The organism is Pseudomonas sp. NFACC16-2, from assembly GCF_900119205.1.
GTDB lineage: Bacteria > Pseudomonadota > Gammaproteobacteria > Pseudomonadales > Pseudomonadaceae > Aquipseudomonas > Aquipseudomonas fluorescens_Q.
This window is the reverse complement of record NZ_FPIX01000015.1, coordinates 95,085-120,025: the sequence shown is the minus strand read 5'-3', so window position 1 is coordinate 120,025 and position 24,941 is coordinate 95,085. Positions and strand designations below refer to the sequence as shown.

Below are 24,941 nucleotides of genomic sequence, written 5' to 3'. Positions count from 1 at the left end.
ATGGCCCACGTTGTTGTCTATTCCAGCGATTACTGCCCCTATTGCTCTCGAGCCAAGTACCTGCTCCAGAACAAAGGCGTGGCTTTCGAAGAGATCAAGGTCGACGGCAAGCCGCAACTGCGCGCCGAAATGACCCAAAAGGCCGGACGCACGTCCGTGCCGCAGATCTGGATCGGCAGCACCCACGTGGGCGGCTGCGATGATCTGTTCGCCCTGGAGCGCGCCGGCAAGCTCGACGCGATGCTCAAGGCCTGAATTTCCCACTCAAGAACCTGAAAGTAAGAAGGATCTGCGATGACTGACCAACAGAACACAGCTGCCAGCGAAGAAGAAGCCGCACCGCAATTCTCCTTGCAGCGCATTTATGTCCGTGACCTGTCCTTCGAGGCCCCGAAAAGCCCGGCGATCTTTCGCCAGCAGTGGGAGCCGAGCGTCGGCCTGGACCTGAACACCCGCCAGAAGGCCCTGGAAGACGACTTCCATGAAGTGGTGCTGACCCTGTCGGTGACTGTGAAGAACGGTGAAGAAGTGGCGTTCATCGCCGAAGTGCAGCAGGCCGGGATCTTCCTGATCAAGAACCTGGATGCCGCTTCGATGAGCCACACCCTGGGTGCGTTCTGCCCGAACATCCTGTTCCCCTACGCCCGCGAAACCCTGGACAGCCTGGTGACCCGCGGTTCGTTCCCGGCCCTGATGCTGGCTCCGGTGAACTTCGATGCCCTGTACGCGCAAGAACTGCAGCGCATGCAGCAAGAAGGCGGCGCGACCGTTCAATAAGCGTCGACCGTCGGGCATAGCGCCCTACAGCCAGGCACAAAACCTGTGGGAGCGAGGTTGCTCGCGATAGCGGTGCACCAGTCAACATTAAAGTCGGCTGATCCACCGCAATCGCGAGCAAGCTCGCTCCCACAGGTGTTTCTGGCAGGCTGAGCCTCAAGCGAAGTCGTTCTGCCGCCACGCCTCATAAACCGCCACTGCCACGGTATTGGACAGGTTCAGGCTGCGACAGCCTTCGCGCATTGGCAGGCGCAGGCGCTGGTCGGCGGGCAGGGCGTCCAGCACCTCGGCCGGCAGGCCACGGCTTTCCGGGCCGAACAGGAACGCATCACCGGCGACGAAGCGGGCGTCATGGAACGGCCGCGAACCCTTGGTGGTAAAGGCGAACAGGCGCGGATGCCCGAGGCTTTCCAGACAACTGGCGAGGTCTGCATGGCGCTGCAAGGTGGCATACTCGTGGTAGTCGAGGCCGGCACGGCGCAGGCGCTTGTCGTCCATCTCGAAGCCCAGCGGTTCGATCAAATGCAGGTGGCAGCCGCTGTTGGCGCACAGCCTGATGACATTGCCGGTATTCGGCGGAATTTCCGGTTGAAAAAGGATGACGTGAAACATGCACGGCTCCGCAGATGAAGATGAGCGGCATTCTACGCTGCAAACCGACCGACGTTCGAAGCTAATGCCTCGGGTGATGGGCTCGTTGGCGATCTTCGGCATGATGGTCGGATTGATGATCGGACGCCTGACCACGCCTGAACCGAGCGTGCTGCAGCAGGTCGAGGTGATAGACGGTGGGGTGGTGGCCTGGTTCAACACCGAACCCAAGCTGCACGGGGAAGTCATCGACGGCTCGGTGGCGCTGTTGTTCGAAGCGCAAGGGCGATCGCAGAGCGGCCAGTTAAAGCTCAATGGCAAGGACGTGAACTGGCGGGTGCGATTGAGTGACAAGGGGTTGTTGCTGACGTTGGTGGCGGCGCGTCCATTGTGCGGGGCATGGACCGGCAGCGAGGTCGATGACCGCTGGCGGCTGGAGGTCCGTCTCCAGGAGCAATAAAAGAGGGAATCCCCGGCCTGCCTGTACCAAGGTCCCCAAAACGGGAGGGCTTACCGCGAAGGTCCGGCCCTGGTGTAAAGAAGGGAAACCTTGACCTGCCTGTATCAAGGCCCCCAAAACAGTGGGCTCGATGAGCCCGGTATAAAATGGGGAATCCCCGGCCTGCCTGTACCAAGGTCCCCGAAACTGGGTAGTGATTGAGCTATTGCAGGGGGCGTGCCAGTTTTAAATGGCTTGTCACAAAAAACTGCTGGTGATGCGAAAAGCCCCGTATTCCGGGGCTTTTGTTTTTATTTGTGTGATTTTTTCGACCTGGAGCGATTGGTTTTGGCTCTTCGTGCATGCGCAATTGCGGTTCGCAGTGCATTGATGCGGTGCATGGCGCTTTTAAAAGCTTCGCGAGCAAGCTCGCTCCCACAGGCGTTACGTTTCCATTGTGGGAGCGAGCTTGCTCGCGATTGGCCTTCAAATTCAGCGAAGGGCTAAAGGCGATTCAGCCCTCGTCCCCGTCATCATCATCCCCGCCATCGACCTTCATCCCCAATTCCTTGATCTTGCGGGTCAAGGTATTGCGGCCCCAGCCCAGCAGCACTGCGGCGTCGCGGCGGCGGCCAGCGGTGTGCTTGAGGGCGGTCTCGATCATGATCCGCTCGAAACTTGGCACCGCGCTGTCCAGCAGGCTCGACTGGCCACGGGACAGGGCCTGGTCGGCCCACTGGCGCAGGGCTTGCTCCCAGTTGGTCACCGGAGCCGAATCCTGCGGCAGGCTCAACAGCTCTGGCGGCAGGTCGCTGATGTGCACTTCGCGACCCGAAGCCATCACCGTGATCCAGCGGCAGGTGTTCTCCAACTGACGCACGTTGCCCGGCCACGGCAAGTTCTTGAGGTATTCCTCGGTTTCGCTCTTGAGCAGCTTTGGCTCGACCGCCAATTCCTGGGCCGCGCGGCTGAGAAAGTGCCTGGCCAGGGTCGGGATGTCTTCGCGACGATCCGCCAGGCGCGGGATATGAATGCGGATCACGTTCAGGCGATGGAACAAGTCCTCACGGAATTTGCCGGCGTGAACCAGGGTTTCCAGGTTCTGGTGGGTCGCGGCGATGATGCGCACGTCCACCTTGACCGGCGTATGCCCGCCCACCCGATAGAACTCGCCATCGGCCAGTACGCGCAGCAAGCGGGTCTGGGTGTCTGCCGGCATGTCGCCGATTTCATCGAGGAACAACGTGCCGCCGTCGGCTTGCTCGAAGCGTCCGCGTCGCAGGTTGGCCGCGCCGGTGAACGCACCTTTTTCGTGGCCGAACAGCTCGGACTCCATCAGGTCCTTGGGAATCGCCGCCATGTTCAGCGCGATGAACGGCGATGCCGCGCGTGGACTGTGGCGGTGCAAGGCGTGGGCCACCAGTTCCTTACCGGTGCCCGACTCGCCGTTGATCAGCACGGTGATGTTGGAGTGGCTCAGGCGCCCGATGGCGCGAAACACTTCCTGCATCGCTGGCGCTTCACCGATGATTTCCGGCGTGCGGGCCAGGGCCGGCACCTCTTCCATGCCCTGTTGTTCCTGGGCGTGTTGGTTGGCGCGCTTAACCAGCGACACGGCTTCATCGACGTCGAATGGCTTGGGCAGGTATTCGAAAGCGCCGCCCTGGTAGGACGCCACGGCGCTGTCCAGGTCGGAATGGGCGGTCATGATGATCACCGGCAGCCGCGGATGCTGTTCGCGAATCCGCGCCAGCAGGTCCAGGCCGCTGGCGCCAGGCATGCGGATGTCGGAGATGATGACGTCCGGTTGCTGACGCGCCAGGCGGCTCATCACCCCATCGGCGCTGTCGAAGCTCTGGGTGGTCATGCCTTCCTGTTGCAAGGCTTTTTCCAGGACCCAACGGATAGAACGGTCGTCATCGACGATCCACACGGTTTCACTACGGCTCATGTCGATGTGGCTCCTTGTTCCAGTGGCAGGAAGATCGAGAAGGTGGTGTGGCCGGGGTGGCTTTCACACTCGATCAAGCCCTGATGCTGACTGATGATGTTCTGGGTAATGGCCAGGCCCAGCCCGGTACCGTCCGGACGGCCGCTGACCATGGGAAAAAAGATGGTTTCCTGCAGCTCGGCAGGGATGCCCGGGCCGTTGTCGATGATCTCGATCTTGGTCACCAGGCGATGGCGCACATGGCCGATGGTGAACTGGCGCATGGCCCGGGTGCGCAGGCTGATGCGGCCCAGGCGCAGCTCGTTCTGGCTGCTGATGGCCTGCATCGCATTGCGCACGATGTTCAGCACTGCCTGGATCATTTGCTCGCGGTCGATCAAGACATCGGGAATGCTCGGGTCATAGTCGCGCACCAAGGTGATGCAGCCCTGGCTTTCGGCTTCCACCAGGCTGCTGACCCGCTCCAGCACTTCATGGACGTTGCACATCGCCAGCGATGGCAGCTTGTTCGAGCCGAGCATGCGGTCCACCAGGTTCCGCAGGCGGTCGGCTTCTTCGATGATGACGTTGGTGTAGTCCTTGAGGCTTTCTTCCGGCAGTTCGCGGGCGAGCAACTGTGCCGCGCCACGAATCCCGCCGAGGGGGTTCTTGATCTCGTGGGCCAGGCCGCGCACCAGCATCTTGCTGGTTTCCTGCTTGGACAACTGCGCCTCCTCCTTGGTGATGCGCAGCAAGCGATCACGCGGGTGGACTTCCAGCAGCAGCAAGGTGGCGCCGTTGTTCAGGATCGGCGTGACCGCATAATCCACGGTCAGGGTCTGGCCGGTCAACGCGGTGAGCATCGCTTCGCGCTTGGTGAACGGATGGGCCTGTTCCACCGCCTGGCGCAAGGAGTTGAGCGCTTCGGCGGACTCGGTGAACAACTCGCTGATGAACTGCCCGTGGCTGCGCTGGCCACTGACGGCCAGGAGCATCTCGGCCGCCGGGTTCATGTACTCGAGGCGCAGTTCGGCATCGAGCAGGATGGTCGCGGTGGTGAGGTTGTCGAGCAGCAAGCGGTGTAGTGCGTCGCTAATGGTCATCAGGACCTCTTTTGGAGCGTAGCAACTCGGGGCTGGTCCCAAATTGCGCGCGCGATTAATGCGCTGTTACAAAGGAAAATGCAAAAACCAAACCAAGGCTCCGAAAAGAAGCGTTTAGAGCCTCAAAAGGGTGTTTTTCGCCCAGTTGCGTGGCGTTCTGCCAGCTTTTTCGGGTACTTTCGAACCAAAATGGGTTTGGAAACTGAGTAGCGTGCAAGTGTTTGCACCAATATAGTGCGTCATCCTGAACGGCATCAGAAGAACGGCAAGATGCTGCTTTTTTCTTCTTCAGGCTTTTCGGCGAGGGGGCACTCGGGGCGTTGACCGTAATCGGCCGTGGCGCAGGGTTTGATGCGGCGCTTTTGCGCCAGGGACATGCGTTGCATATGGAAGGGCTGGTTGGCGGTGCGCTCGACGATGCGGTCTTGCTCATCGAGGATTTCCACCGCCAGTTGATGGGTGCCTCGATCGATGTTGTTCAAGGCAAACACCGGGCTTGGCCCCGGCGCGCCTGTTGGCTGGCCGTCGAGCAGCAAGCGATAGCGGTGGCCTTTTTTCAGGCCGGGTTCGCTGGTGACGCTGACGATCAGTTCGCCTGCGGTGCTGCGTATCGTCGCGTCCGGCTCGGGGATCAGCAGCCGGAGCATTTCGTAATGGAACAGTGGCTTGGGCGGGGCTTCTGCCGCGGGCGGAGGGTTTGTGCTGGCGGGCGGCGTTGGCAGGCGGTTGGCGGGGGGCAGCTGTACCTTCTTCGCATTGCCGGGACGCGGTTGATCGGTGAAGACGCGATTGCCCTGGGCGTCGATGTAGGTATAGACCTGTGCCATGCCCGGCAGCGCGGCCAGCGAAAGGCCTAGGGCGATCAGCCAGCGGATCACGGCTGGTGCACCCGCTGCACGGTGAACGTCACGGTTTCACTCTGTTGCACGAGATTGTCCCCGTCGATGACTTGAACCGCCAGGCTGTGCTCGCCCCGATCGATATTCACCAATTGCAGGCGCGGCACGTTGGACGCCTGGCCGTAGGGTTGGCCGTCCAGCAACAGCCGGAACAGATGCGGGCTCTGCAGGCGTGGTTGCGCCCGGACGCCAACGGTGAAGGTGCCATTGTTGGCGCGCAGGGCCTCGTCGGTGGGGATGTCCGTCAGTTCCAATATCTCGTAGGCATTGCGCGGCTCGTCGCTGTTGGCGGGGGCTGGCGGTGTTTTCGGGCTGGCCGGGGGTTGGCGTTCGATGTTGTTGAGCGGCGGCAACTCCACCGCCTGGGCCGGCACGCCTAGAGGCGGCTGGTTGCTGTAGGCGGTGTTGCCGTCGGCGTCGGTGTACTTGTAGATCTGCGCGGCGGCGGGCAGCGTCAGCAGCAAGAACAGGATGATTGAAAAACCACGACCCATGGAAAATCGACCGAAAACGAAAAGTGATGGGTTGCAGCATAGGTCAGGGAGGGTGATTGACCCAAGTTGTTGCACATAACCCCTGTGGGAAGCTTGCTCGCGATGAGGCCGGCACATCCAGCATCCCTGTGCCTGACACTCCGCCATCGCGAGCAAGCTCGCTCCCACAGGGGGAGGGGGGTTGTCTTAGGATTTTGGGGAGATGCACAGCTCACCGGTCGCTCGGATCAGGGCGAGGCGGTGCACCGGGTGCTGCTTGTTGTGGTGGGTGGCCCGGGCCAGCCATTGCGGGCACTGCGGGTCTGTGCGGTAGGGGGTGAAGTCGGCCAGTTGTTGCAGCAGGCGTTTTTGCAGGCGATCGAGTTGCGGGCGGATCTCTCCCACCAGGTCCGGGCGTGGGAGGTCGGGGGCCTTGCCTTCCAGGGCCCAGTCGGACAGGTTGATGTACTGCACCATTTTGTTGGCTTCTATCTGGGCGGCGAAAAACGCTTCCACGGTTTCGCCACTCAGCTTGTAGGCCGGTGCCTGGGCAACGGCGGCGGCAATGACTTCACGCTCGCGCTGACGGTCTTCTACCGGTTTATGGCTGTCCCATTTGCTCAACGCCACTTGATCGCCAAGGGCCAGGCGTTCGCCAATGGCGTTAAGCAACGGGCTAAGGGCCTCGGGGGCGCGAGCCGAGGCGGCTTCGGCGGTGGAGGCCAGCAGTGCGGCAGACAGGGCAAGGCAGAGCTTGAAGCGCAAAGTCATGGGCGGTCTCGTCTTCTATGGGGGAGCGACGAGGCATCATGCACGTAACCTGCGCCCATAAAAAAGGCCTCCCGAAGGAGGCCTCTCTTTATTCACGCCGTGCGTGGCGGCGTTTACTGGATCAGCAGCTGTAGTACAGCTCGTATTCCAGTGGGTGTACGAAGGTGCGAACCTTGATTTCTTCTTCGCTTTTCAGCGCGATGTAAGCGTCGATGAAGTCATCGCTGAATACGCCGCCCTTGGTCAGGAACGCACGGCCCTTGTCCAGCTCTTCCAGGGCTTCTTTCAGGCTGCCGCAAACCTGTGGGATTTCCTTGGCCTCTTCAGGCGGCAGGTCATACAGGTTTTTGTCAGCGGCATCGCCAGGGTGGATCTTGTTCTGGATACCGTCCAGGCCGGCCATCATCAGTGCGGCGAAGGCCAGGTACGGGTTGGCAGCCGGATCCGGGAAGCGCGCTTCGATACGGCGGGCTTTAGGGCTGTTCACGTAAGGAATACGGATCGAGGCGGAACGGTTGCGAGCCGAGTAGGCCAGCATGACCGGAGCTTCGAAGCCTGGTACCAGACGCTTGTAGGAGTTGGTCGACGGGTTGGTGAAGCCGTTCAACGCCTTACCGTGCTTGATGATACCGCCGATGAAGTACAGGGCGGTGTCCGACAGGCCGGCATAGCCTTCGCCTGCGAAGGTGTTCTTGCCGTCTTTGGAGATCGACATGTGAACGTGCATGCCCGAACCGTTGTCGCCGTACAGTGGCTTAGGCATGAAGGTCGCGGTGCGACCGTAGGCGTCGGCAACGTTGTGTACGCAGTACTTCAGGGTCTGGACTTCGTCAGCCTTCTTGACCAGCGTGTTGAACTTCACGCCGATTTCGTTCTGGCCGGCAGTTGCCACTTCGTGGTGGTGAACTTCGACGGTCTGGCCCATCTCTTCCAGTGCGTTGCACATGGAGGTACGGATTTCGTGGTCGTGGTCGAACGGTGGAACCGGGAAGTAGCCGCCCTTGATGCCTGGGCGGTGGCCTTTGTTGCCGCCTTCCACGTCCTGGTCGGACATCCACGAACCTTGTTCGGAGAAGATCTTGAACATGGAGCCGGAGATATCAGACTTGAACTTGACCGAGTCGAAGATGAAGAACTCAGGCTCAGGACCGAAGAAAGCGGTGTCGCCGATACCGGTGGACTTCAGGTATTCCTCGGCGCGGTGGGCGATGGCGCGTGGGTCGCGGTCATAGCCTTGCATGGTCGAAGGTTCGATGATGTCGCAGACCAGAATCAGGGTCGGCTCTTCGGTGAACGGGTCCAGGACGGCAGTTTCGTCGTCCGGCATCAGGATCATGTCGGAGGCTTCGATGCCTTTCCAGCCAGAGATGGAGGAGCCGTCGAACATTTTCCCGATTTCAAAGAATTCGTCGTCCAGCGCATCACGGGCCGGCATGGTCACGTGATGTTGAGTACCTTTGGTGTCAGTGAAGCGCAGATCAATCCACTTGACGTCATGATCTTTGATGAGTTGAACCGACTTCGACATATGTCCTCCGGGTGGCTTCGGGCGGGTAGTGGAGTGCCCTTAGATATGGGTGATGCCGGCGCGAATACTCTGCCAAGGCAACCTGCCTCACAAGGGAGCAAATTGCATGCCAGTGCCCCAGCATGGGTTTTTTGCACCAAATCCACGCTTTTAAGGGCGTTAATCAAAGATTGTCAGACAATAACGCACTGCAATGTGGCGTCGTCAATCGATAATGACCTGTTTTGGTGCATGCAAAACCATCTGCACATAAACTGGTTAAACCTTGAGCAATTTCCGCTATAATCCGCGCCCCCCTTTTTCGGCTGGCCGTTCGCGCGCTGTTTTCATGAAACTAATCGTAAAAGTCTTCCCCGAGATCACCATCAAGAGCCGCCCGGTACGGATGCGTTTCATCCGCCAGTTGGCCAAGAACATCCGTGCCGTGCTCCGAGACCTGGACCCGGCCGTGGTGGTGAATGGCGTGTGGGACAACCTCGAGCTGGAAACCCGTGTCAGTGAGCCCAAGGTCCTGAAGGAAATGACCGAGCGCCTGAGCTGCATGCCGGGCATCGCGCATTTCCTGCAAGTCGATGAATACCCGCTGGGGGATTTCGACGACATCCTTGCCAAGTGCATGCTCCATTATGGTGATGCCCTGGCCGGCAAGATTTTTTCGGTGCGCTGCAAGCGTGCCGGCAAGCACCCGTTCAGTTCGATGGATGTGGAGAAGTACGTCGGCAGCCAGTTGCGCCGACAGTGCGGCGCGGCCGGTATTTCGCTGAAAGATCCGCAGATCGAAGTGCGCATCGAAATTCGCGACCAGCGGCTGTTCGTGATCCACAGCCAGCACAACAGCATCGGCGGTTATCCGCTGGGTTCGCTGGAGCAGACCCTGGTGCTGATGTCCGGCGGTTTCGACTCCACGGTGGCCGCCTACCAGATCATGCGTCGCGGGTTGATGAGCCATTTCTGCTTCTTCAACCTCGGCGGGCGCGCCCATGAACTGGGCGTGATGGAAGTGGCGCACTTCATCTGGAAGAAGTACGGCAGTTCCCAACGCGTGTTATTTGTGAGTGTGCCGTTCGAGGAAGTCCTGGGCGAGATTCTCGGCAAAGTCGATAACAGTCATATGGGCGTCATTTTGAAGCGTATGATGTTGCGTGCCGCGTCGAGCATTGCCGACCGCCTGCACATCGATGCGCTGGTGACCGGCGAGGCGATCTCCCAGGTGTCGAGCCAGACGTTGCCGAACTTGTCGGTGATCGACTGCGTGACCGAGAAGCTGGTCTTGCGGCCGCTGATTGCCAGCCACAAGCAGGACATCATCGACCAGGCCAACGAAATCGGCACCGCCGAGTTTGCCCGGCACATGCCGGAGTACTGCGGCGTCATCTCGGTCAATCCGAAGACGGCGGCCAAGCGCGGGCGGGTGGAGCACGAAGAGAAAGAATTCGACATGGCGGTGCTTGAGCGTGCGCTCGAAAACGCCAGGCTGGTGCCGATCGATCGAGTCATCGATGAGTTGGGCCAGGACATTCAGATTGAAGAAGTCGGCGAAGCGCTGGCCGGTCAGATCATCATCGACATCCGTCACCCGGACGACGCTGAAGACGACCCGCTGGAGATTGCCGGCATCGAGGTAAAAACGATGCCGTTCTATGCCGTGAACGCGCGTTTCAAGGAACTGGACCCTACTCGCCAGTACCTGCTGTATTGCGACAAAGGCGTGATGAGTCGCCTGCATGCCCACCATTTGCTCAGTGAGGGGCATGCCAATGTGCGCGTTTATCGACCGAGCTAAGTGCCCGGGGCTGTTTGCCTGTGGCCTGCGTCACCGGCCCCCCGACGCCGCCGCCAGGCTGTAACGGCCTTGTCGGACTCAACGTAAATCGCTGCCACGACCTGTCAGCACACCGAATCCTCTGATCGAGATACACAAGTGATCGAAAATCTACGCAACATCGCCATCATTGCCCACGTTGACCATGGTAAGACCACCCTGGTAGACAAACTCTTGCGTCAATCCGGCACCCTGGAGCGCAACGAGCTCAACGACGAGCGCGTGATGGACTCCAACGACCAGGAAAAAGAGCGCGGTATTACCATTCTGGCGAAAAACACCGCCATCAACTGGAACGGCTACCACATCAACATCGTGGACACCCCGGGCCACGCCGACTTCGGTGGTGAAGTAGAGCGCGTGATGTCGATGGTCGACTCCGTGCTGCTGCTGGTTGACGCCCAGGACGGCCCTATGCCGCAAACCCGTTTCGTGACCAAGAAGGCTTTCGAAGCCGGCCTGCGTCCGATCGTGTGCATCAACAAGGTTGACCGTCCAGGCGCGCGTCCGGACTGGGTCCTGGACCAGATCTTCGATCTGTTCGACAACCTGGGTGCCACCGAAGAACAGCTGGACTTCAAAGTCGTCTACGCCTCGGCCCTGAACGGCATTGCCGGTCTGGACCACAACGACATGGCTGAAGACATGACCCCGCTGTACCAGTCGATCGTCGACAACGTACCGGCGCCGGCGGTTGACCGTGACGGTCCGTTCCAGATGCAAATCTCCGCACTGGACTACAACAGCTTCCTGGGTGTGATCGGCGTTGGCCGTATCGCCCGCGGTCGCGTCAAGCCGAACACCCCGGTTGTGGCTATCGGCGCCGACGGCAAGAAGCGTAACGGTCGTATCCTGAAGCTGATGGGTCACCACGGTCTGCATCGTGTAGACGTTGAAGAAGCAGCGGCTGGCGACATCGTTTGCATCAGCGGTATGGACGAGCTGTTCATCTCCGACACCCTGTGCCACCCGGACACCGTCGAAGCGATGAAGCCGTTGACCGTCGACGAGCCAACCGTTTCCATGACCTTCCAGGTAAACGACTCGCCGTTCTGCGGTAAAGAAGGCAAGTTCGTGACCTCCCGTAACATCAAGGAGCGTCTGGACAAAGAGCTGCTGTACAACGTTGCACTGCGCGTTGAAGAAGGCGACTCGGCTGACAAGTTCAAGGTCTCCGGCCGTGGCGAACTGCACCTCTCGGTACTGATCGAAACCATGCGTCGCGAAGGCTTCGAAATGGCTGTAGGCCGTCCGGAAGTGATCATCCGCCTGGTTGATGGCGTGAAGCACGAACCGTTCGAAAACGTCACCATCGACCTGCCAGAAGAATCCCAGGGCAAGGTGATGGAAGAGATGGGCCTGCGTAAGGGCGACCTGACCAACATGGTGCCGGATGGCAAGGGCCGTGTTCGTCTGGAATACAACATCCCTGCTCGTGGCCTGATCGGTTTCCGTAACCAGTTCCTGACCCTGACCAACGGCGCTGGCATCCTGACCTCGATCTTCGACCGTTACGACGTGATGAAGTCCGGCGACATGTCCGGCCGTCAGAACGGCGTCCTGGTTTCCGTCGAAACCGGCAAGGCGCTGACTTACTCCCTGGAAACCCTCCAGGCGCGTGGCAAGCTGTTCGTCGAGCACGGCCAGGAAATCTACGGCGGCCAGATCGTTGGTCTGAACAGCCGTGACAACGACCTGGGCGTGAACCCTACCAAGGGCAAGAAGCTCGACAACATGCGTGCTTCGGGTAAAGACGAAACCATCGCCTTGGTTCCACCTGTTCGCTTCACCCTGGAACAGGCCCTGGAATTCATCCAGGACGACGAGTTGTGCGAAGTGACGCCTAAGTCCATCCGTCTTCGCAAGAAAATCCTGGACGAAAGCGAGCGTACCCGCGCCGCCAAGAAAGCCAAGGCTTGATCGTTTAGCCCAGGCTGAATAAAAAACGCCCCCGATCGTGAGATAGGGGGCGTTTTTTTGTGCCTGAAATGATGTGGTGATGGGTAGGCCGTCTTTGCGAGCAAGCCCGCTCCCACAAGGACGGCGCTGGACCTGTGGGAGCCGGCTTGCTCGCAAAGGCGTCAGATCAGGCACCGCCGAACATCAGTTGATCAAAAGCGATCCAGCGTCCGCGGATTGCGCTCGCGTTCCGCTTCCTTGGGCTTGTAGGCACAATACCCCGGCCGTGGCCCAATCCGCGGATGGTTGCGGCAAGTGTCCGGGCGTTTCTCATAAATGGTGCACAACCGGCTCTTGCGGTCCAGATAAAGGCAATCGTTGTTGCTCATGCGCTGGAGCGTGAAGATTTCCGACTTCTGGTTGTAGCGCTCGACGATCCCTTCCTTTTGCAGGCGCTTGGCGATGTTCTTCGGCGGGTCGCCCAGTTCGAACTCATCGACGATGCCGATGCGGATAAGGTCCTTGATCTTGACCTCCACCGGTAGCGTGCAGCAGCTCGACACGCAGGAACCGCACATCGGGGCGGAGTACTTGGCCCAGGTATCGAGTCGGTCGATCTCCGCGGCGGCGATCAGGTTGGGCTTCATCATCACGGTTTACCAGCATGCATCAGGGCGCGCGATCATACCGGGACTGGTGAAATTTTGAACGACCATCCGCCAGTTTTTTTTCATCCCGGCCAAACCCGCCCGGATCGGCACGGCCCCTGCATTCATTCGAGCATCCGGCAATTCCATGGCGGCGATTCTCCGACACTCGGGGAAATCCACCGAACCAAGAGCCTGTACCGTCTGTCAGACCGTCTAGGCTCAGACAATTCCATGCTCGTTCGAGGTCTTATCAATGACTCAAGAACCACTTGTTCGCGAAGCTGAAGTTGCCGCATTTCGCGACGCCGTGTTGACCAAACTCACTTATGCCGTCGGCAAGGACCCGGATCATGCGTTTGATCACGATTGGTTCGAAGCCATTGCCCTTGCCGCCCGCGACCACATGGTCGAACACTGGATGGACCACACGCGACAGATCTACCGCAAGGGCCAGAAGCGCGTCTATTACCTCTCCCTGGAATTCCTCATCGGCCGCTTGCTCTACGACAGCCTGAGCAACCTCGGCCTGCTGGACACGGCGCGCGAAGCCCTGACCGAACTGGGTGTGGACCTGGAGCGCATTCGTCTGCTCGAGCCAGATGCAGCATTGGGCAACGGCGGTCTTGGCCGTTTGGCCGCGTGTTTCATGGAAAGCATGTCCACCCTGGGCATCGCCGGCCATGGCTACGGCATCCGTTATGAGCACGGCTTGTTTCGCCAGGCCATCGTTGACGGCTGGCAGCAGGAGCAGACCGAGCATTGGCTGGATTTCGGCAACCCTTGGGAGTTCGAGCGCCCGGAGGTGGTCTACCCGATCGGCTTTGGCGGTAGCGTCGAAACCGTGACCGATGAGGCCGGCAAGACCCGGCAAGTCTGGTCCCCGGCCGAAACCGTGCGGGCCATTGCCTACGACACGCCGGTGGTGGGCTGGCGCGGAGCCAGCGTCAATACCCTGCGCCTGTGGCGCGCCCGCGCTGTGGAAGATTTGCACCTGGAGCGCTTCAACGCCGGCGACCACTTGGGCGCGGTAGCCGAAGTGGCCCGGGCCGAAAGTATTTCCCGCGTGCTGTACCCGGCCGACAGCACCGAGGCTGGCCAGGAACTGCGTCTGCGCCAGGAATACTTCTTCGTGGCCGCCTCGCTGCAGGACCTGCTGCGTCGCCATCGCAACATGCACACCTCGGTGCTGACCCTGGGCGATCACGCGGCAATCCAGCTCAACGACACTCACCCATCCATTGCCGTGGCCGAACTGATGCGGCAACTGGTGGACGTCTACGACGTGGCCTGGGATGCGGCCTGGCAGATCACCCAGGACACGTTGTCCTACACCAACCACACGTTGCTGCCCGAAGCCCTGGAAACCTGGCCGGTGGGGCTGATGGAGCGCATGTTGCCCCGGCACATGCAGATCATCTACCTGATCAACGCCCAGCACATCGATTCACTGCGGGCCAAGGGCGTGCACGATTTCGATGTGCTGCGTTCGGTTTCGCTGATTGAAGAGGACAATGGTCGCCGGGTGCGCATGGGCAACCTGGCGTTCCTGGGTTCCCACAGCGTCAACGGGGTGTCCGGGCTGCATACCCAGTTAATGCGCAGCACGGTGTTTTCCGAGCTGCACAAACTCTATCCGGAGCGGATCAACAACAAGACCAACGGCATCACCTTCCGCCGATGGCTGTTCCAGGCCAACTCCGAATTGACCTCGATGATGGTCGATGCCCTCGGCCCGAGCGTGCTCGACAACCCCGAGGAGCGCTTGATCGAACTGGAGCCGTTTGCCGACAAGCCAGCGTTTCGCAAGCTGTTCGCCGAGCAGCGCCTGCACAGCAAGAAGGCCCTGGCCTATCTGATCCACGAGCGCCTGGGCATCGCTGTGAATCCGGCGGCGATGTTCGACGTGCAGGTCAAGCGGATCCACGAGTACAAGCGCCAGTTGCTCAACTTGATGCACACTGTGGCGTTGTACCAGGCGATTCGCGCCGAGCCGGAGGTGGACTGGGTGCCGCGGGTGAAGATCTTCGCCGGCAAGGCCGCTGCCAGTTACCACCAGGCCAAGCTGATCATCAAGCTGACCAACGACATCGCCCGGGTGGTGAACAACGACCCGACCGTGCGCGGCTTGCTCAAAGTGGTGTTCCTGCCCAACTACAACGTCAGCCTGGCCGAAAGCATCATTCCGGCGGCGGACCTGTCGGAGCAGATCTCCACGGCCGGTTTCGAAGCGTCGGGCACCAGCAACATGAAGTTCGGCCTCAACGGCGCACTGACCATCGGTACCATGGACGGCGCCAACGTGGAGATGCATGAGCGCGTCGGCGGTGAACACATGTTCATCTTCGGCCTGACCGCCGAGCAGGTGGAAGCCCGCAAGCAAAACGGCGAATTCAGCGCCGCGCCGGACATCGCCGCGTCCCACCGCCTGAACGATGTGTTGCAGGCGATTCGCGGCGGAGTGTTTTCGCCGGATGATCCGATGCGCTACGCCGGGCTCGTGGACTCGTTGGTCGATTACGACCGCTTCCTGGTCTGCGCCGACTTCGACTCGTACTGGAACGCCCAGGCCAAGGTCGAAGAGCGTTGGCACGACTCCAAGCAATGGTGGCGTTCGGCGGTGCTCAACACCGCGCGCATGGGCTGGTTCTCCTCGGACCGGACCATTCGTGAGTACGCCACCGATATCTGGAAAGCCCTGGAGTAGCATTTGCTGTAAGAAATGTGAGCGAAGCCCAACGGCGGTTGGGCTTCGTCGATATACTAGGCGCCAGTTTCGCCGGGCTGTGTGGCCGGACTCAGCAATTGGCAGCGCCAACATTCCAATGTGGGAGCGAGCTTGCTCGCGAAAGCAGTGTATCAGTCAGCCTTAAGGTGTCTGTCATGCCGCTATCGCGAGCAAGCTCGCTCCCATAGGGTTTGGGGGGTTCCACTAGACTGATCCAGGCACCGCATCACCCCGGTCATGCCCGCAACGGGCCGCTTAGGGATATCGACCATGCAATGGATCTTGACGCTGTTGGGCCTGGCACTCGGCTGGGTGGTGGACGAGTCGTTCGCCGATGCGCTGATAGGCGCCTTGGTGGGGCTTGGCATCGCCCAGTCGTTTCGATTGGGGCGCCTGGGTGTCCAGGCGGCCAAGCAACAGATCTTGTTGCAAGAGGCCCAGCAGAGCTTGCTCACGTTGGAGGCACGCCTGGCAGTGTTCGAGCGCGGGGCCGTTGCCGCATCGAGTGAGCCTGCGCCAGCGCCCGAGGTTGTCGTGCCCCAGGCCGCGAAGCCCGAAGCGCACACCGAGCCAGAGCTCGTCTGGGAGTTGCCGCCAGATCTCGAGCCCGTTTCCACGATGGCCACCCAGGCCAGCCAGCCGTTGCCCGATGACATTTGGAAGCCCGCACCAGAGACGTCCAGTCGACGTGCCGAGCGTGATTTTGCCCCTTTGCCTCTGGAACCAGTGATTGCGGAGCCGGCGGCCCCGCGTGGCCCGAATCTGTTCGACCGCGCCGTGATTGGCGCGCGCAACTGGCTGTTCGGCGGCAACACGGTACTGCGGGTCGGCGTGGTGCTGTTGTTCCTCGGCCTGGCGTTTTTGCTGCGCTATGCCACCGAAGGCATGGTGGTGCCGATCGAGTTGCGTTACGCCGGCGTCGCGGCCAGTGCGTTGGGCCTGTTGGGCCTGGGCTGGTGGTTGCGCCAACGCAACAGTAACTATGCGCTTATGCTCCAGGGGACTGGCATCGCGGTGCTGTACCTGACGGTGTTCGCGGCCATGCGCCTGCATCCGTTGCTCGACTCCAAGGCGGCTCTGGGCTTGCTGGTGGCGGTGACGGTGTTCTCGGCAATCCTGGCGATTACCCAGAACGCCCTGGGCCTGGCCGCGGCTGCGGCGCTGGGCGGGTTTGCCGCGCCGATCCTGACCTCTACCGGCAGTGGCAACCACGTCGCCCTGTTCAGCTATTTCATCCTGCTCAATGCCGGCATCCTCGCGATTGCCTGGTTCAAGGCCTGGCGTCTGCTCAACCTGATCGGCTTTGTCGGCACCTTCGGTATCGGTTTCGCCTGGGGCATGCGTTCCTACACACCGGAACTGCTCTGGAGTACCGAGCCGTTCCTGATTCTGTTCTTCCTTATCTACCTGGTGATTGGCTTGCTGTTCACCCGGCGCAAGTTGCTGGAAATGAGCGATGCTCCCGAAGACGCCAGCCGCGACGCGCTGTTGCACTGGTCGGCGCGCAAGGGCGATTACGTGGACGGCACCATGCTGTTCGGCCCGCCGCTGGTGGGCTTCGGCTTGCAGTTCGCGTTGGTGCAGCATTTTGAATTCGCCGCTGCGTTCAGCGCCCTGGCCCTGGGTATGATCTACATGGGGCTGGCGCGGGTATTGATGGGCGGTCGCGCCCTGCTGCTGGCGGAAACCTGCCTGGCCCTGGGGGTGATTTTTGCCAGCCTGGCGATCCCTTTGGGGCTCGATGCTCGCTGGACCGCAGCGGCGTGGGCCGTGGAGGGCGCGGGGATCTTCTGGCTGGGCCTGCGCCAGCAGCGCCCATTCGCCCGGGCTTTTGCCTTGTTGCTGCAATTGGGCTCGGCACTGGCGTTCGTCAGCGAATTGCGTATCGGCGACGGCAGTCTGCTCGATGGGTCTGCGCTGGGCGCGTTGATGCTCGGCGGTGCCTTGCTGTTCACTTTCTACCTGTTGCATAAGGCTGAGCCTGAACACAGCGCCAATTGGGAGCGCCAAGGCCTGCCTTTGCTGGCTGTGCTGGGGTTGAGTTTTCTCTATCTGCTGGCACCGCTGTTCTTCTTCACCCACGGCACCGCCATTGCCTGGGCCCTGGCCGGATTGGCGACGTTGTTTGTTGGCCTGCGCCTGCAGTCGCGCAGCTTCCTGTTTACCGCATTTGGGGTGCAATTGCTCGGCGGCGCGCTGTTCCTGTTGCGCTTGCAAGGCGCCGAAGTGGATTCGACGGCGGTGTTCAGTGCTGGCTGGAGCGGTTTGCTCAGCGCCTCGCTGATCGGCCTGGCGTTGATTGGCGGCATGCTGCTGGCGGCACGTGACGACATGGTGCGCAACGATGTCCGGTTGCTGCGTGGCTTGTCGGTGGTGTTGTTGGCGGGGCTGGTGCTGATCAATCTTGCGGTGCTGTTCGTCCTGCCCTGGCAAACCGCGAGTGGCGTGTGGGCGGCCAGCGGCCTGTTGATCATCTGGCTGAGCCTGTACCTGAAGCAGCGCGTGAGCTTTGTCTTCGGTCTGCTGTTGCAACTGCTCGGCGGTGCGGCGTTCCTGATGGCGGGGCCAGCACTGTTGGGGCCGCTCAACGCCGAGGGGCTGCGACCGCTGGCCCACAGCGGCTTCTGGACGCCGCTGGTGCTGGGGCTGGCTGCGCTGGTGGGCGCATGGCGCCTGCAACGGGCGCACGCGGCGCAGGAGCTCAAGGCCTTGAGCTTGCAGCGCCTGTCCGAGCTGCTGCTGATCTGGGGCGCCGGTTGGTGGGCGCTGGCGTGGGTCAGCGAAGTATTGCGCTTTGCCCCGGCGAACCTGCAAGGCAGTTGGCTGCTGCTGGTCGCGGCGGTCAGCGTGGTGGTATGGACGGTCCTGGCGCGGCGGTTGAAATGGCCGGCGCTGGGGCTGCTGTGCACCTTGCTGATTCCGGCGGCGGGCTGCGTGCTGGTGGCGACGTGGCACAGCCACTATCATCCGGCCGCGAATTTCGGCTGGCTGGCCTGGCTGGCGGTATTTGCCGTGCACTTCCTCTCGCTCAAGCGCCTGGCGCCGATGCTGCCGGCCCCGGCGCGCAGTACGGCCCACGTGCTCGGTTGCTGGTTGCTGATGGCGGTGTTGATGCTGGAGTTGCGTTACGGCCTGCTGTTGCTGTCCGAGCAGTACAACGCCTGGCGCTGGCTGGCCTGGGCGATCCTGCCAGGCCTTTACCTGGTGCTGATGGCCACGCCGCGTGCATTGCCGTGGCCGGCATCGGCCCAACCGCGCGAGTACCGTGTCTACGCGGCGGCGCCGATGGCGCTGTTGATGCTCGGTTGGTTCTGGCTGACCAACACCTTCAGCGATGGCAACTCAGAGCCACTGCCTTATGTGCCGTTGCTCAACCCCTTGGAGCTGGGCCTGCTGTTCGCCTTGTTCGGTATCTATGTGTGGGCTCGCAACGCCGTGGAGCAATCGACGAATGGCTGGAATCGCGTCGGGCACATCGCCCAGTTGATCGCCGGTGTGTCGCTGTTCGCGTTCTTCACCGCCCTGGTGATGCGCACGGCCCACCAGTGGATGGGGGTGCCATACGAGCTGGACGCGCTGCTCGAGTCCATGTTCGTGCAGGCCGGGTTGTCTATTGTCTGGACCCTGATCGCCCTGGGGCTGATGATCGGTGGGCATTTGCGCCATCGCCGTGAAGTGTGGCTGATCGGTGCTGCGTTGATCGCCGTGGTCGTGGCCAAGCTGTTCTTTGTCGAATTGAGTAACCGTGGCGGTCTGGCGCGGATTGTTTCGTTTATCGGTGTAGGCGTGTTGCTGCTGGTAGTGGGCTATTTTGCGCCGCTGCCACCCAAGCGCCCGGAGACGGTCGCGCAGGATGAGCCGCCTATGCCTGTCAATGAGGGAGTGTCGTCTTGAGTCGCAAGTTGAGTCGGATCGGACTGGGCGTGGTGGGGTTATGGGCTGCATTGTCGGCCGTGGCCCAGGAGCAACCGGCGGATTTCGCCCATCAGGTGCCGTTGGCCTTGAGCGGCGAGGGGCCGTGGTATCGCTTCCCGTTGCCGCTGGACGTGCAGTTGCAGGCGCGGCAGACCGACCTGAGCGATCTGCGGGTCTTCAACGCGGCCGGCCAGGCCCAGGCCTACGCCCTGGTACGTGAGTCGGCCCAGAGCCGGGAAAACCGCACCCTCACCGACGTGAAGTGGTTCCCGCTGTACAACGCCGCCGATGACAATGAACGCGCGCCCAGTGTGCGGGTGCAATCGAACGCCAACGGCACCTTGGTGGAAGTCCAACCCTCCAGCCGGCTCGAAGCTGGGGAGGAGGAGCTGCGTGGCTGGTTGTTGGATGCCAGTGCGATCAAGGCGCCGTTGCAGCAGTTGGTCCTCGACTGGACCAGTGAGCGCGACGGCTTCCAGCGGTTCACCATCGAAGCCAGTGACGACTTGCAACACTGGCAGTCCTGGGGTGAAGGCCAGGTGGCGCGCTTGACCTTTGCCGATGAGCGAGTCGAGCAGCATGAAGTGAGCTTGCCGGGGCAATCGGCGCGTTACCTGCGATTGTTGTGGGATTCGCCATCTTCCGCGCCGATCCTGACCGCGGCCCAGTTGCAAAGCGCCAGCCGCGAAAGCCTGCCGTTGCCGCTGGCCTGGTCGCAGCCGTTGGCCGGCAGCACCACGAAGGCCGGTGAATACACCTGGCAGTTGCCCATGGGGCTGAACATCGAGCAGGTGCAGGTCGAGCTGAGCCAGGCCAACAGCCTGGCGCCGGTGACCCTGGCCGGTCGCCGTGAAAGCAGCCATCCGTGGCAACCGCTGGGCAGTGGCTTGCTGTATCGCCTGACCCAGAACGGCCAGGATGTGCTGCAAAACCAATTGCAACTGTCCGGCCAGACCGTGCAGCAATTGAAATTGACCGTGGACGAGCGTGGCGGTGGCCTGGGTAGCGAAGCCCCGGCCCTGCGCTTTGCCGTGCGTCCGACCCAGGTGGTGTTCCTGGCGCGCGGCGAAGGGCCTTACCGCCTGGCCCTGGGCAACGCGACAGTGAAAGCGGCCAGCTTGCCCTTGACCACGCTGGTGCCCGATTACAAACCGTCGCGCCTGGCGACGCTGGGTACGGCGACGGTGAACGGCGCGGCCACGTCGACCCCGGTTGCGGCCACGGCAACCACGCCTGCGACGGTCGAGACCAACTGGAAGAAAATCGGCTTGTGGGCGGTGCTGCTGCTCAGCGTGCTGTTCCTCGCGGCGATGGCGTTCAGCTTGCTGCGCAAGCCACCGGTCAAGGGTTGAGGTGAATTCATCGCGAGCAAGCTCGCTCCCACAGTAGGCCGCGTTCGTCGAAACAACTCGGTCAAACTGTGGGAGCTTGCTCGCGATTCGGTCTCCCAGCGACCCAAAATCCACAAGCGAGCCGCCACCCCGTGAACTCAATCCGCCATTCCCCGTCTCATAGGAGGAATTAAGTCCCGACTCGCGCTAAACTGCGCTGGTTTTTCCGTCCCCTATTCTTCGGAGCCGTCCATGTCCCGCGTTACCTTGAGTCGCTATTTGATTGAGCAGACCCGCAGCAACAACACCCCTGCCGATCTGCGCTTTTTGATCGAAGTGGTGGCGCGTGCGTGCAAGGAAATCAGCCACGCCGTCTCCAAAGGCGCGCTGGGTGGTGTCCTGGGCAGCATGGGCACCGAAAACGTGCAGGGCGAAGTGCAGAAGAAGCTCGACGTGCTGTCCAACGAAATCCTGCTCGAAGCCAACGAATGGGGCGGTCACCTGGCCGGCATGGCGTCCGAGGAAATGGACAATGCCTACCAGATCCCGGGCAAATACCCCAAGGGTGCCTACCTGCTGGTGTTCGACCCACTGGACGGTTCGTCGAACATCGACATCAACGCACCGGTTGGCACCATCTTCTCGGTACTGCGTTGCCCCAACGAATACCTGAGCCAGAACGAAGCCTTGAATGAAAAGGCCTTCCTGCAACCAGGCACCGAACAGGTCGCCGCCGGTTATGCCATCTACGGCCCTCAGACCATGCTGGTGCTGACCCTGGGCGACGGCGTCAAAGGCTTCACCCTGGACCGCGAGATGGGCAGCTTCGTGTTGACCCACGAAGACATCACCATTCCTGAAACCACCCAGGAATTCGCCATCAACATGTCCAACCAGCGTCACTGGGAAGCCCCGGTAAAACGCTACGTCGAAGAATTGCTGGCAGGCGAAGAAGGCCCGCTGAAGAAGAACTACAACATGCGCTGGGTCGCCGCGATGGTGGCCGATGTGCACCGTATCCTGACCCGTGGCGGTCTGTTCATGTACCCGCGCGACAGCCGCGAGCCGTCCAAGCCGGGCAAACTGCGCCTGATGTACGAAGCCAACCCGATGTCGTTCCTGGTGGAACAGGCGGGCGGCGCTTCCACCGACGGTCACCAGCGCATCCTTGATATCAAGCCCGAAGGCCTGCACCAGCGCGTGGCCGTGTTCCTCGGTTCGAAGGAAGAAGTGGCGCGCGTTACGGCCTACCACAAGGAATAAATCATGGCCGAGCCCTGGCAGCCGTTGCTCGATTGGTGGTTTGGTTCAGCCAAGACACCGGACGAAATATCGGCTGACAGAGGCAAGCTGTGGTTCGGCAAACGTCATGATCGCCAGGCCAACGAGCGCTTCGGCGATCTGGTCGAGCTGGCACTGGCTGGCGAATTGTCCGACTGGGCGCAACGCCCGGAAGGCTGGCTGGCCCTGGTGCTGCTCCTCGACCAACTCCCACGAATGATCTTTCGCGACACCCCCAAGGCCTTCTCCGGTGACCTGCGTGCCCAAGCGCTGGTGGCCCAGGGCATGGCAGCGGGTTTCGACCGGCAACTCAAACCGATCCAGCGCGTATTCATCTACCTCGTGCTCGAACACTGCGAAAACCTTGCGGTACAGAACGAGGCCGTGTCGCGCTTCATCGACCTGGTGCGAGAGCAACCGCAGGCGCAGCGGGCGGTGTTTGAAGACAACCTGGATTATGCCGAGCGGCACCAGAAGATCGTTGCGCGGTTTGGACGGTTTCCCCATCGCAATGCGGTGTTGGGACGCGAGTCCACGGCTGAGGAAATGGAGTTTTTGAACAGGCCTGGGTCCAGGTTCTGATTCTTTCGGTGTAGCTGACGCCGCTATCGCGAGCAAGCTCGCTCCCACATTTGACCCCGTTCGCAATCATTAATGTGGGAGCGAGCTTGCTCGCGACGGGGCCAGTCCAGGCACTAGATCCGGAAACTCCCCACCAACTGTTTCAACCGCGCCGCCTGCTGCTCAAGATCGGCACAGGCGCGCAAGGTGGCTTGCAGGTTTTCCACGCCTTCCTGGTTCAGGGTATTGATCTCGGTGATGTCGACGTTGATCGACTCCACCACGGCGGTCTGTTCTTCGGTGGCGGTGGCCACGGACTGGTTCATGCCGTCGATCTCACCAATACGCTGGGTCACGCTGCCCAGGCGTTCGCCGGCCTGGTTGGCGATGCCGACGCTGCTTTCGCTCTGGCGCTGGCTGTCGGTCATGGTCAGCACAGCTTCCCGGGCGCCCACTTGCAGTTCTTCGATCATCTTCTGCACCTGCTGCGCCGAATCCTGGGTGCGGTGGGCCAGGTTGCGCACTTCATCGGCGACCACCGCGAAGCCGCGCCCGGCTTCACCGGCCCGGGCCGCTTCGATGGCGGCGTTGAGGGCGAGCAGGTTGGTCTGCTGGGAAATGCTGGTGATCACCTCGAGGATCTGGCCGATGTTCACTGTGTTGCTGTTCAAGGTTTCGATGTTGCCGCACGAATCGCTGATCTTGGCCGACAGCTGCTGCATGGCCGCGATGGTTTTATCCACCACGTGCTGGCCATCTTCAGCCAGGTTGCGCGCATCGCTGGAATGTTGCGAGGCGAGGGCGGCGTTCTGGGCGATTTCCTGGGCGGCGGCACCGAGCTGGTTGATGGCCGCGGCCACGCTGCTGGTGCGTGAAGCCTGCTGGTCGGAGTTGAACATCGACGAGTTGGACGCGCTGACCACGCGCAGGGCGACTTCGTTGACCTGGCCGGTGGCCGAGGCCACTTCGCGGATAGAGGTATGAATGCGTTCGACAAAGCGGTTGAACGAAGTCCCCAGCGCGCCGAATTCGTCGTGGCCGTGGATGACCAGGCGCCGGGTCAGGTCGCCTTCGCCTTCGGCGATGTCGTGCATGGCGCGGCCCATGGTCAGCAGCGGTTGCATCAGCACGCGGATCAACATGCCAAGCAGGGCGATGATGAACACCACCGCGATGACCATGGCGATCAGCGCCGAAGTGCGGAACTCACTGAGCATCGCCAGCGCGGTGTCCTTGTCGAGCACCAGCGCCACGTACCAGTCGGCTCCCGGCACGCCGTTGACGTGAGTGAAGGAGATGAATTGGGTCTTGCCGTCGAGGTCGACTTCTTTCACGCCCGGGCTGATTTGAGGCGCGCCGTTAGGGTAGGCCTCGGCCAGGGTCTTGAGCACGCGCTTGCTGTCGGGGTGGATCAGGATCTTGCCGTCGGCACTGACGATGAACGCGTGGCCGTGGCCGCCGAAGTTCAGCGAATTGATGATGGCGCTGACGCTGGACAGGTCGATGTCCGCACCGGCCACGCCGATCATCTGGTTCTGGTGCTGCACCGGGGTGGCGACGGTGATCACCAGCTTGCCCGACGAGGCGGCGATGTAGGGTTCAGTGACGATGGTTTGCTGTGCGCTGTTGGCGGCCTTGTACCAGCCACGGGCGCGCGGGTCGTAATCGGCAGCGCGATTGCCGGCCGGTACCGAGAACATCACGCCGTCGGTGCCACCAAAATAACTGAGCTGGAAATTGCTGGTGTACGCCGGCAAGCCCACGGCGCGCTTGAGGCTGTCGGCACTGCTGCCGTCCACGGCTATCTGCTGGGCCAGCGATTGCAGCAACTGGATGCGGCCGTCGACCCACGTCTGGATGTTGCGGCTGGTCAGGTTGCCGAGTTCCTGCATGGAGGTTTCGGTGCTGGCGTTCAAGCTCTGGCGTTGACGATAGTCGTTGAACAGGATGAAACAGGCGAATGCAACGGCCACCACGAGGGCGGCAGCCAACAGGATTTTATGGCTGAATTTCATGTTTCTGGTCATTAATAACACTACCGCGGAGGGACGGGTCAGGAGGGGGCTGTCAATTTGCCATAACGCATTCGTTTGCGCCGTTTCTTTTTATCGGCGTGCCAGAGCGCCCCATCAGCCGGTAGCGGCTCAATTCCGACGAAATGCACGACGCTGTCACAAAGTGAGTGTTTCACCGATGAAACACCTGGCCAGACCTAATAAATACCGGGGGTGTCGGGGAACCAGATA

Annotated in this window: 19 protein-coding genes; 10 read left to right on the top strand and 9 right to left on the bottom strand. The window is 61.3% G+C overall.

What is annotated here, in order from left to right; translation table 11 throughout:
- Nucleotides 1-255, top strand: coding sequence for a glutaredoxin 3 (gene grxC / locus BT116_RS14995; protein WP_063323359.1), 255 nt, complete (start codon nt 1-3; stop codon nt 253-255).
- A gap of 39 nt (nt 256-294) precedes the next feature.
- On the top strand, nt 295-777 hold the full coding sequence (gene secB, locus BT116_RS14990) for a protein-export chaperone SecB (RefSeq protein WP_063323358.1): 483 nt from the start codon (nt 295-297) through the stop codon (nt 775-777).
- 156 nt (nt 778-933) lie between these two features.
- Here the strand turns inward: secB and trmL are convergent, their stop codons facing one another.
- Nucleotides 934-1,389, bottom strand: coding sequence for a tRNA (uridine(34)/cytosine(34)/5-carboxymethylaminomethyluridine(34)-2'-O)-methyltransferase TrmL (trmL, locus tag BT116_RS14985; RefSeq protein WP_072345133.1), 456 nt, complete (start codon nt 1,387-1,389; stop codon nt 934-936).
- Here trmL and BT116_RS14980 point away from each other — a divergent pair.
- Complete coding sequence (locus BT116_RS14980) at nt 1,388-1,828, top strand: hypothetical protein (RefSeq protein ID WP_072345132.1); 441 nt, start codon at nt 1,388-1,390, stop codon at nt 1,826-1,828. The two genes, trmL and BT116_RS14980, sit on opposite strands and share 2 nt — an antisense overlap.
- Before the next feature lie 493 nt (nt 1,829-2,321).
- Here BT116_RS14980 and ntrC read toward each other — a convergent pair whose 3' ends face one another.
- From ntrC to glnA, 6 genes are all read right to left on the bottom strand, one after another.
- Nucleotides 2,322-3,758, bottom strand: a complete 1,437-nt coding sequence (ntrC, locus tag BT116_RS14975) for a nitrogen regulation protein NR(I) (RefSeq protein ID WP_013692071.1) — start codon at nt 3,756-3,758, stop codon at nt 2,322-2,324.
- On the bottom strand, nt 3,755-4,840 hold the full coding sequence (glnL, locus tag BT116_RS14970; protein WP_053117539.1) for a nitrogen regulation protein NR(II): 1,086 nt from the start codon (nt 4,838-4,840) through the stop codon (nt 3,755-3,757). Before glnL ends, ntrC begins: the two co-directional genes overlap by 4 nt.
- 254 nt (nt 4,841-5,094) lie before the next feature.
- Complete coding sequence (locus tag BT116_RS14965; protein ID WP_072345130.1) at nt 5,095-5,718, bottom strand: DUF4124 domain-containing protein; 624 nt, start codon at nt 5,716-5,718, stop codon at nt 5,095-5,097.
- Nucleotides 5,715-6,233, bottom strand: coding sequence for a DUF4124 domain-containing protein (locus tag BT116_RS14960; protein ID WP_072345128.1), 519 nt, complete (start codon nt 6,231-6,233; stop codon nt 5,715-5,717). Before BT116_RS14960 ends, BT116_RS14965 begins: the two co-directional genes overlap by 4 nt.
- A gap of 186 nt (nt 6,234-6,419) precedes the next feature.
- The gene (locus tag BT116_RS14955) at nt 6,420-6,983 is read right to left on the bottom strand and encodes a chorismate mutase (RefSeq protein ID WP_072345126.1); all 564 of its coding nucleotides are present in this window, start codon (nt 6,981-6,983) and stop codon (nt 6,420-6,422) included.
- A gap of 121 nt (nt 6,984-7,104) precedes the next feature.
- Nucleotides 7,105-8,511: a type I glutamate--ammonia ligase gene (gene glnA, locus BT116_RS14950; protein ID WP_003196860.1), complete on the bottom strand. Its 1,407-nt coding sequence runs from the start codon at nt 8,509-8,511 to the stop codon at nt 7,105-7,107.
- 328 nt (nt 8,512-8,839) lie between these two features.
- Between glnA and thiI the strand changes: the two genes are divergently transcribed.
- Together thiI and typA are read left to right on the top strand one after the other, a co-directional pair.
- Entirely contained in the window at nt 8,840-10,294 is a 1,455-nt protein-coding gene (gene thiI, locus BT116_RS14945; RefSeq protein WP_072345124.1) for a tRNA uracil 4-sulfurtransferase ThiI, read from the top strand.
- Nucleotides 10,295-10,432: 138 nt separating this feature from the next.
- Nucleotides 10,433-12,253, top strand: coding sequence for a translational GTPase TypA (gene typA / locus BT116_RS14940; protein ID WP_072345123.1), 1,821 nt, complete (start codon nt 10,433-10,435; stop codon nt 12,251-12,253).
- A gap of 191 nt (nt 12,254-12,444) precedes the next feature.
- Here typA and BT116_RS14935 read toward each other — a convergent pair whose 3' ends face one another.
- Nucleotides 12,445-12,882 carry a YkgJ family cysteine cluster protein gene (locus tag BT116_RS14935; RefSeq protein ID WP_072345121.1) on the bottom strand — a complete coding sequence of 146 codons (438 nt, stop codon included), beginning with the start codon at nt 12,880-12,882 and terminating at the stop codon, nt 12,445-12,447.
- A gap of 253 nt (nt 12,883-13,135) precedes the next feature.
- On the opposite strand from BT116_RS14935, the gene BT116_RS14930 reads away from it, so the two are divergent.
- The 5 genes from BT116_RS14930 (at nt 13,136) to BT116_RS14910 (ending at nt 22,716) form a co-directional block, all read left to right on the top strand.
- A complete protein-coding gene (locus BT116_RS14930) occupies nt 13,136-15,586 on the top strand; it encodes a glycogen/starch/alpha-glucan phosphorylase (RefSeq protein WP_072345119.1) in 2,451 nt (816 codons plus the stop codon).
- Between the two features lie 291 nt (nt 15,587-15,877).
- Nucleotides 15,878-19,501, top strand: a complete 3,624-nt coding sequence (locus BT116_RS14925) for a DUF2339 domain-containing protein (protein ID WP_072345117.1) — start codon at nt 15,878-15,880, stop codon at nt 19,499-19,501.
- On the top strand, nt 19,498-20,874 hold the full coding sequence (locus BT116_RS14920; RefSeq protein WP_072345115.1) for a DUF3999 domain-containing protein: 1,377 nt from the start codon (nt 19,498-19,500) through the stop codon (nt 20,872-20,874). The genes BT116_RS14925 and BT116_RS14920 overlap by 4 nt, the downstream gene beginning before the upstream one ends.
- Before the next feature lie 231 nt (nt 20,875-21,105).
- Nucleotides 21,106-22,116 carry a class 1 fructose-bisphosphatase gene (locus BT116_RS14915; protein ID WP_063323348.1) on the top strand — a complete coding sequence of 337 codons (1,011 nt, stop codon included), beginning with the start codon at nt 21,106-21,108 and terminating at the stop codon, nt 22,114-22,116.
- Between the two features lie 3 nt (nt 22,117-22,119).
- Nucleotides 22,120-22,716 carry a DUF924 family protein gene (locus BT116_RS14910; RefSeq protein WP_072345113.1) on the top strand — a complete coding sequence of 199 codons (597 nt, stop codon included), beginning with the start codon at nt 22,120-22,122 and terminating at the stop codon, nt 22,714-22,716.
- Nucleotides 22,717-22,829: 113 nt separating this feature from the next.
- On the opposite strand, the gene BT116_RS14905 is transcribed toward BT116_RS14910, so the two are convergent.
- Nucleotides 22,830-24,722 (bottom strand): methyl-accepting chemotaxis protein, encoded by a 1,893-nt coding sequence (locus BT116_RS14905; protein WP_218189675.1) that lies wholly within the window; start codon nt 24,720-24,722, stop codon nt 22,830-22,832.
- Nucleotides 24,723-24,941 lie beyond the last annotated feature (219 nt).

Bases quoted from the DNA above. Each gene is read 5' to 3' on its own strand.
- BT116_RS14960 (WP_072345128.1), bottom strand. From the start codon at position 6,233: ATGGGTCGTGGTTTTTCAATCATCCTGTTCTTGCTGCTGACGCTGCCC.
- BT116_RS14980 (WP_072345132.1), top strand. From the start codon at position 1,388: ATGCACGGCTCCGCAGATGAAGATGAGCGGCATTCTACGCTGCAAACC.
- thiI (WP_072345124.1), top strand. From the start codon at position 8,840: ATGAAACTAATCGTAAAAGTCTTCCCCGAGATCACCATCAAGAGCCGC.
- glnL (WP_053117539.1), bottom strand. From the start codon at position 4,840: ATGACCATTAGCGACGCACTACACCGCTTGCTGCTCGACAACCTCACC.
- glnA (WP_003196860.1), bottom strand. From the start codon at position 8,511: ATGTCGAAGTCGGTTCAACTCATCAAAGATCATGACGTCAAGTGGATT.
- BT116_RS14955 (WP_072345126.1), bottom strand. From the start codon at position 6,983: ATGACTTTGCGCTTCAAGCTCTGCCTTGCCCTGTCTGCCGCACTGCTG.
- BT116_RS14925 (WP_072345117.1), top strand. From the start codon at position 15,878: ATGCAATGGATCTTGACGCTGTTGGGCCTGGCACTCGGCTGGGTGGTG.
- BT116_RS14935 (WP_072345121.1), bottom strand. From the start codon at position 12,882: ATGATGAAGCCCAACCTGATCGCCGCCGCGGAGATCGACCGACTCGAT.
- secB (WP_063323358.1), top strand. From the start codon at position 295: ATGACTGACCAACAGAACACAGCTGCCAGCGAAGAAGAAGCCGCACCG.
- BT116_RS14930 (WP_072345119.1), top strand. From the start codon at position 13,136: ATGACTCAAGAACCACTTGTTCGCGAAGCTGAAGTTGCCGCATTTCGC.
- trmL (WP_072345133.1), bottom strand. From the start codon at position 1,389: ATGTTTCACGTCATCCTTTTTCAACCGGAAATTCCGCCGAATACCGGC.
- ntrC (WP_013692071.1), bottom strand. From the start codon at position 3,758: ATGAGCCGTAGTGAAACCGTGTGGATCGTCGATGACGACCGTTCTATC.
- BT116_RS14915 (WP_063323348.1), top strand. From the start codon at position 21,106: ATGTCCCGCGTTACCTTGAGTCGCTATTTGATTGAGCAGACCCGCAGC.
- BT116_RS14910 (WP_072345113.1), top strand. From the start codon at position 22,120: ATGGCCGAGCCCTGGCAGCCGTTGCTCGATTGGTGGTTTGGTTCAGCC.
- grxC (WP_063323359.1), top strand. From the start codon at position 1: ATGGCCCACGTTGTTGTCTATTCCAGCGATTACTGCCCCTATTGCTCT.
- BT116_RS14905 (WP_218189675.1), bottom strand. From the start codon at position 24,722: ATGACCAGAAACATGAAATTCAGCCATAAAATCCTGTTGGCTGCCGCC.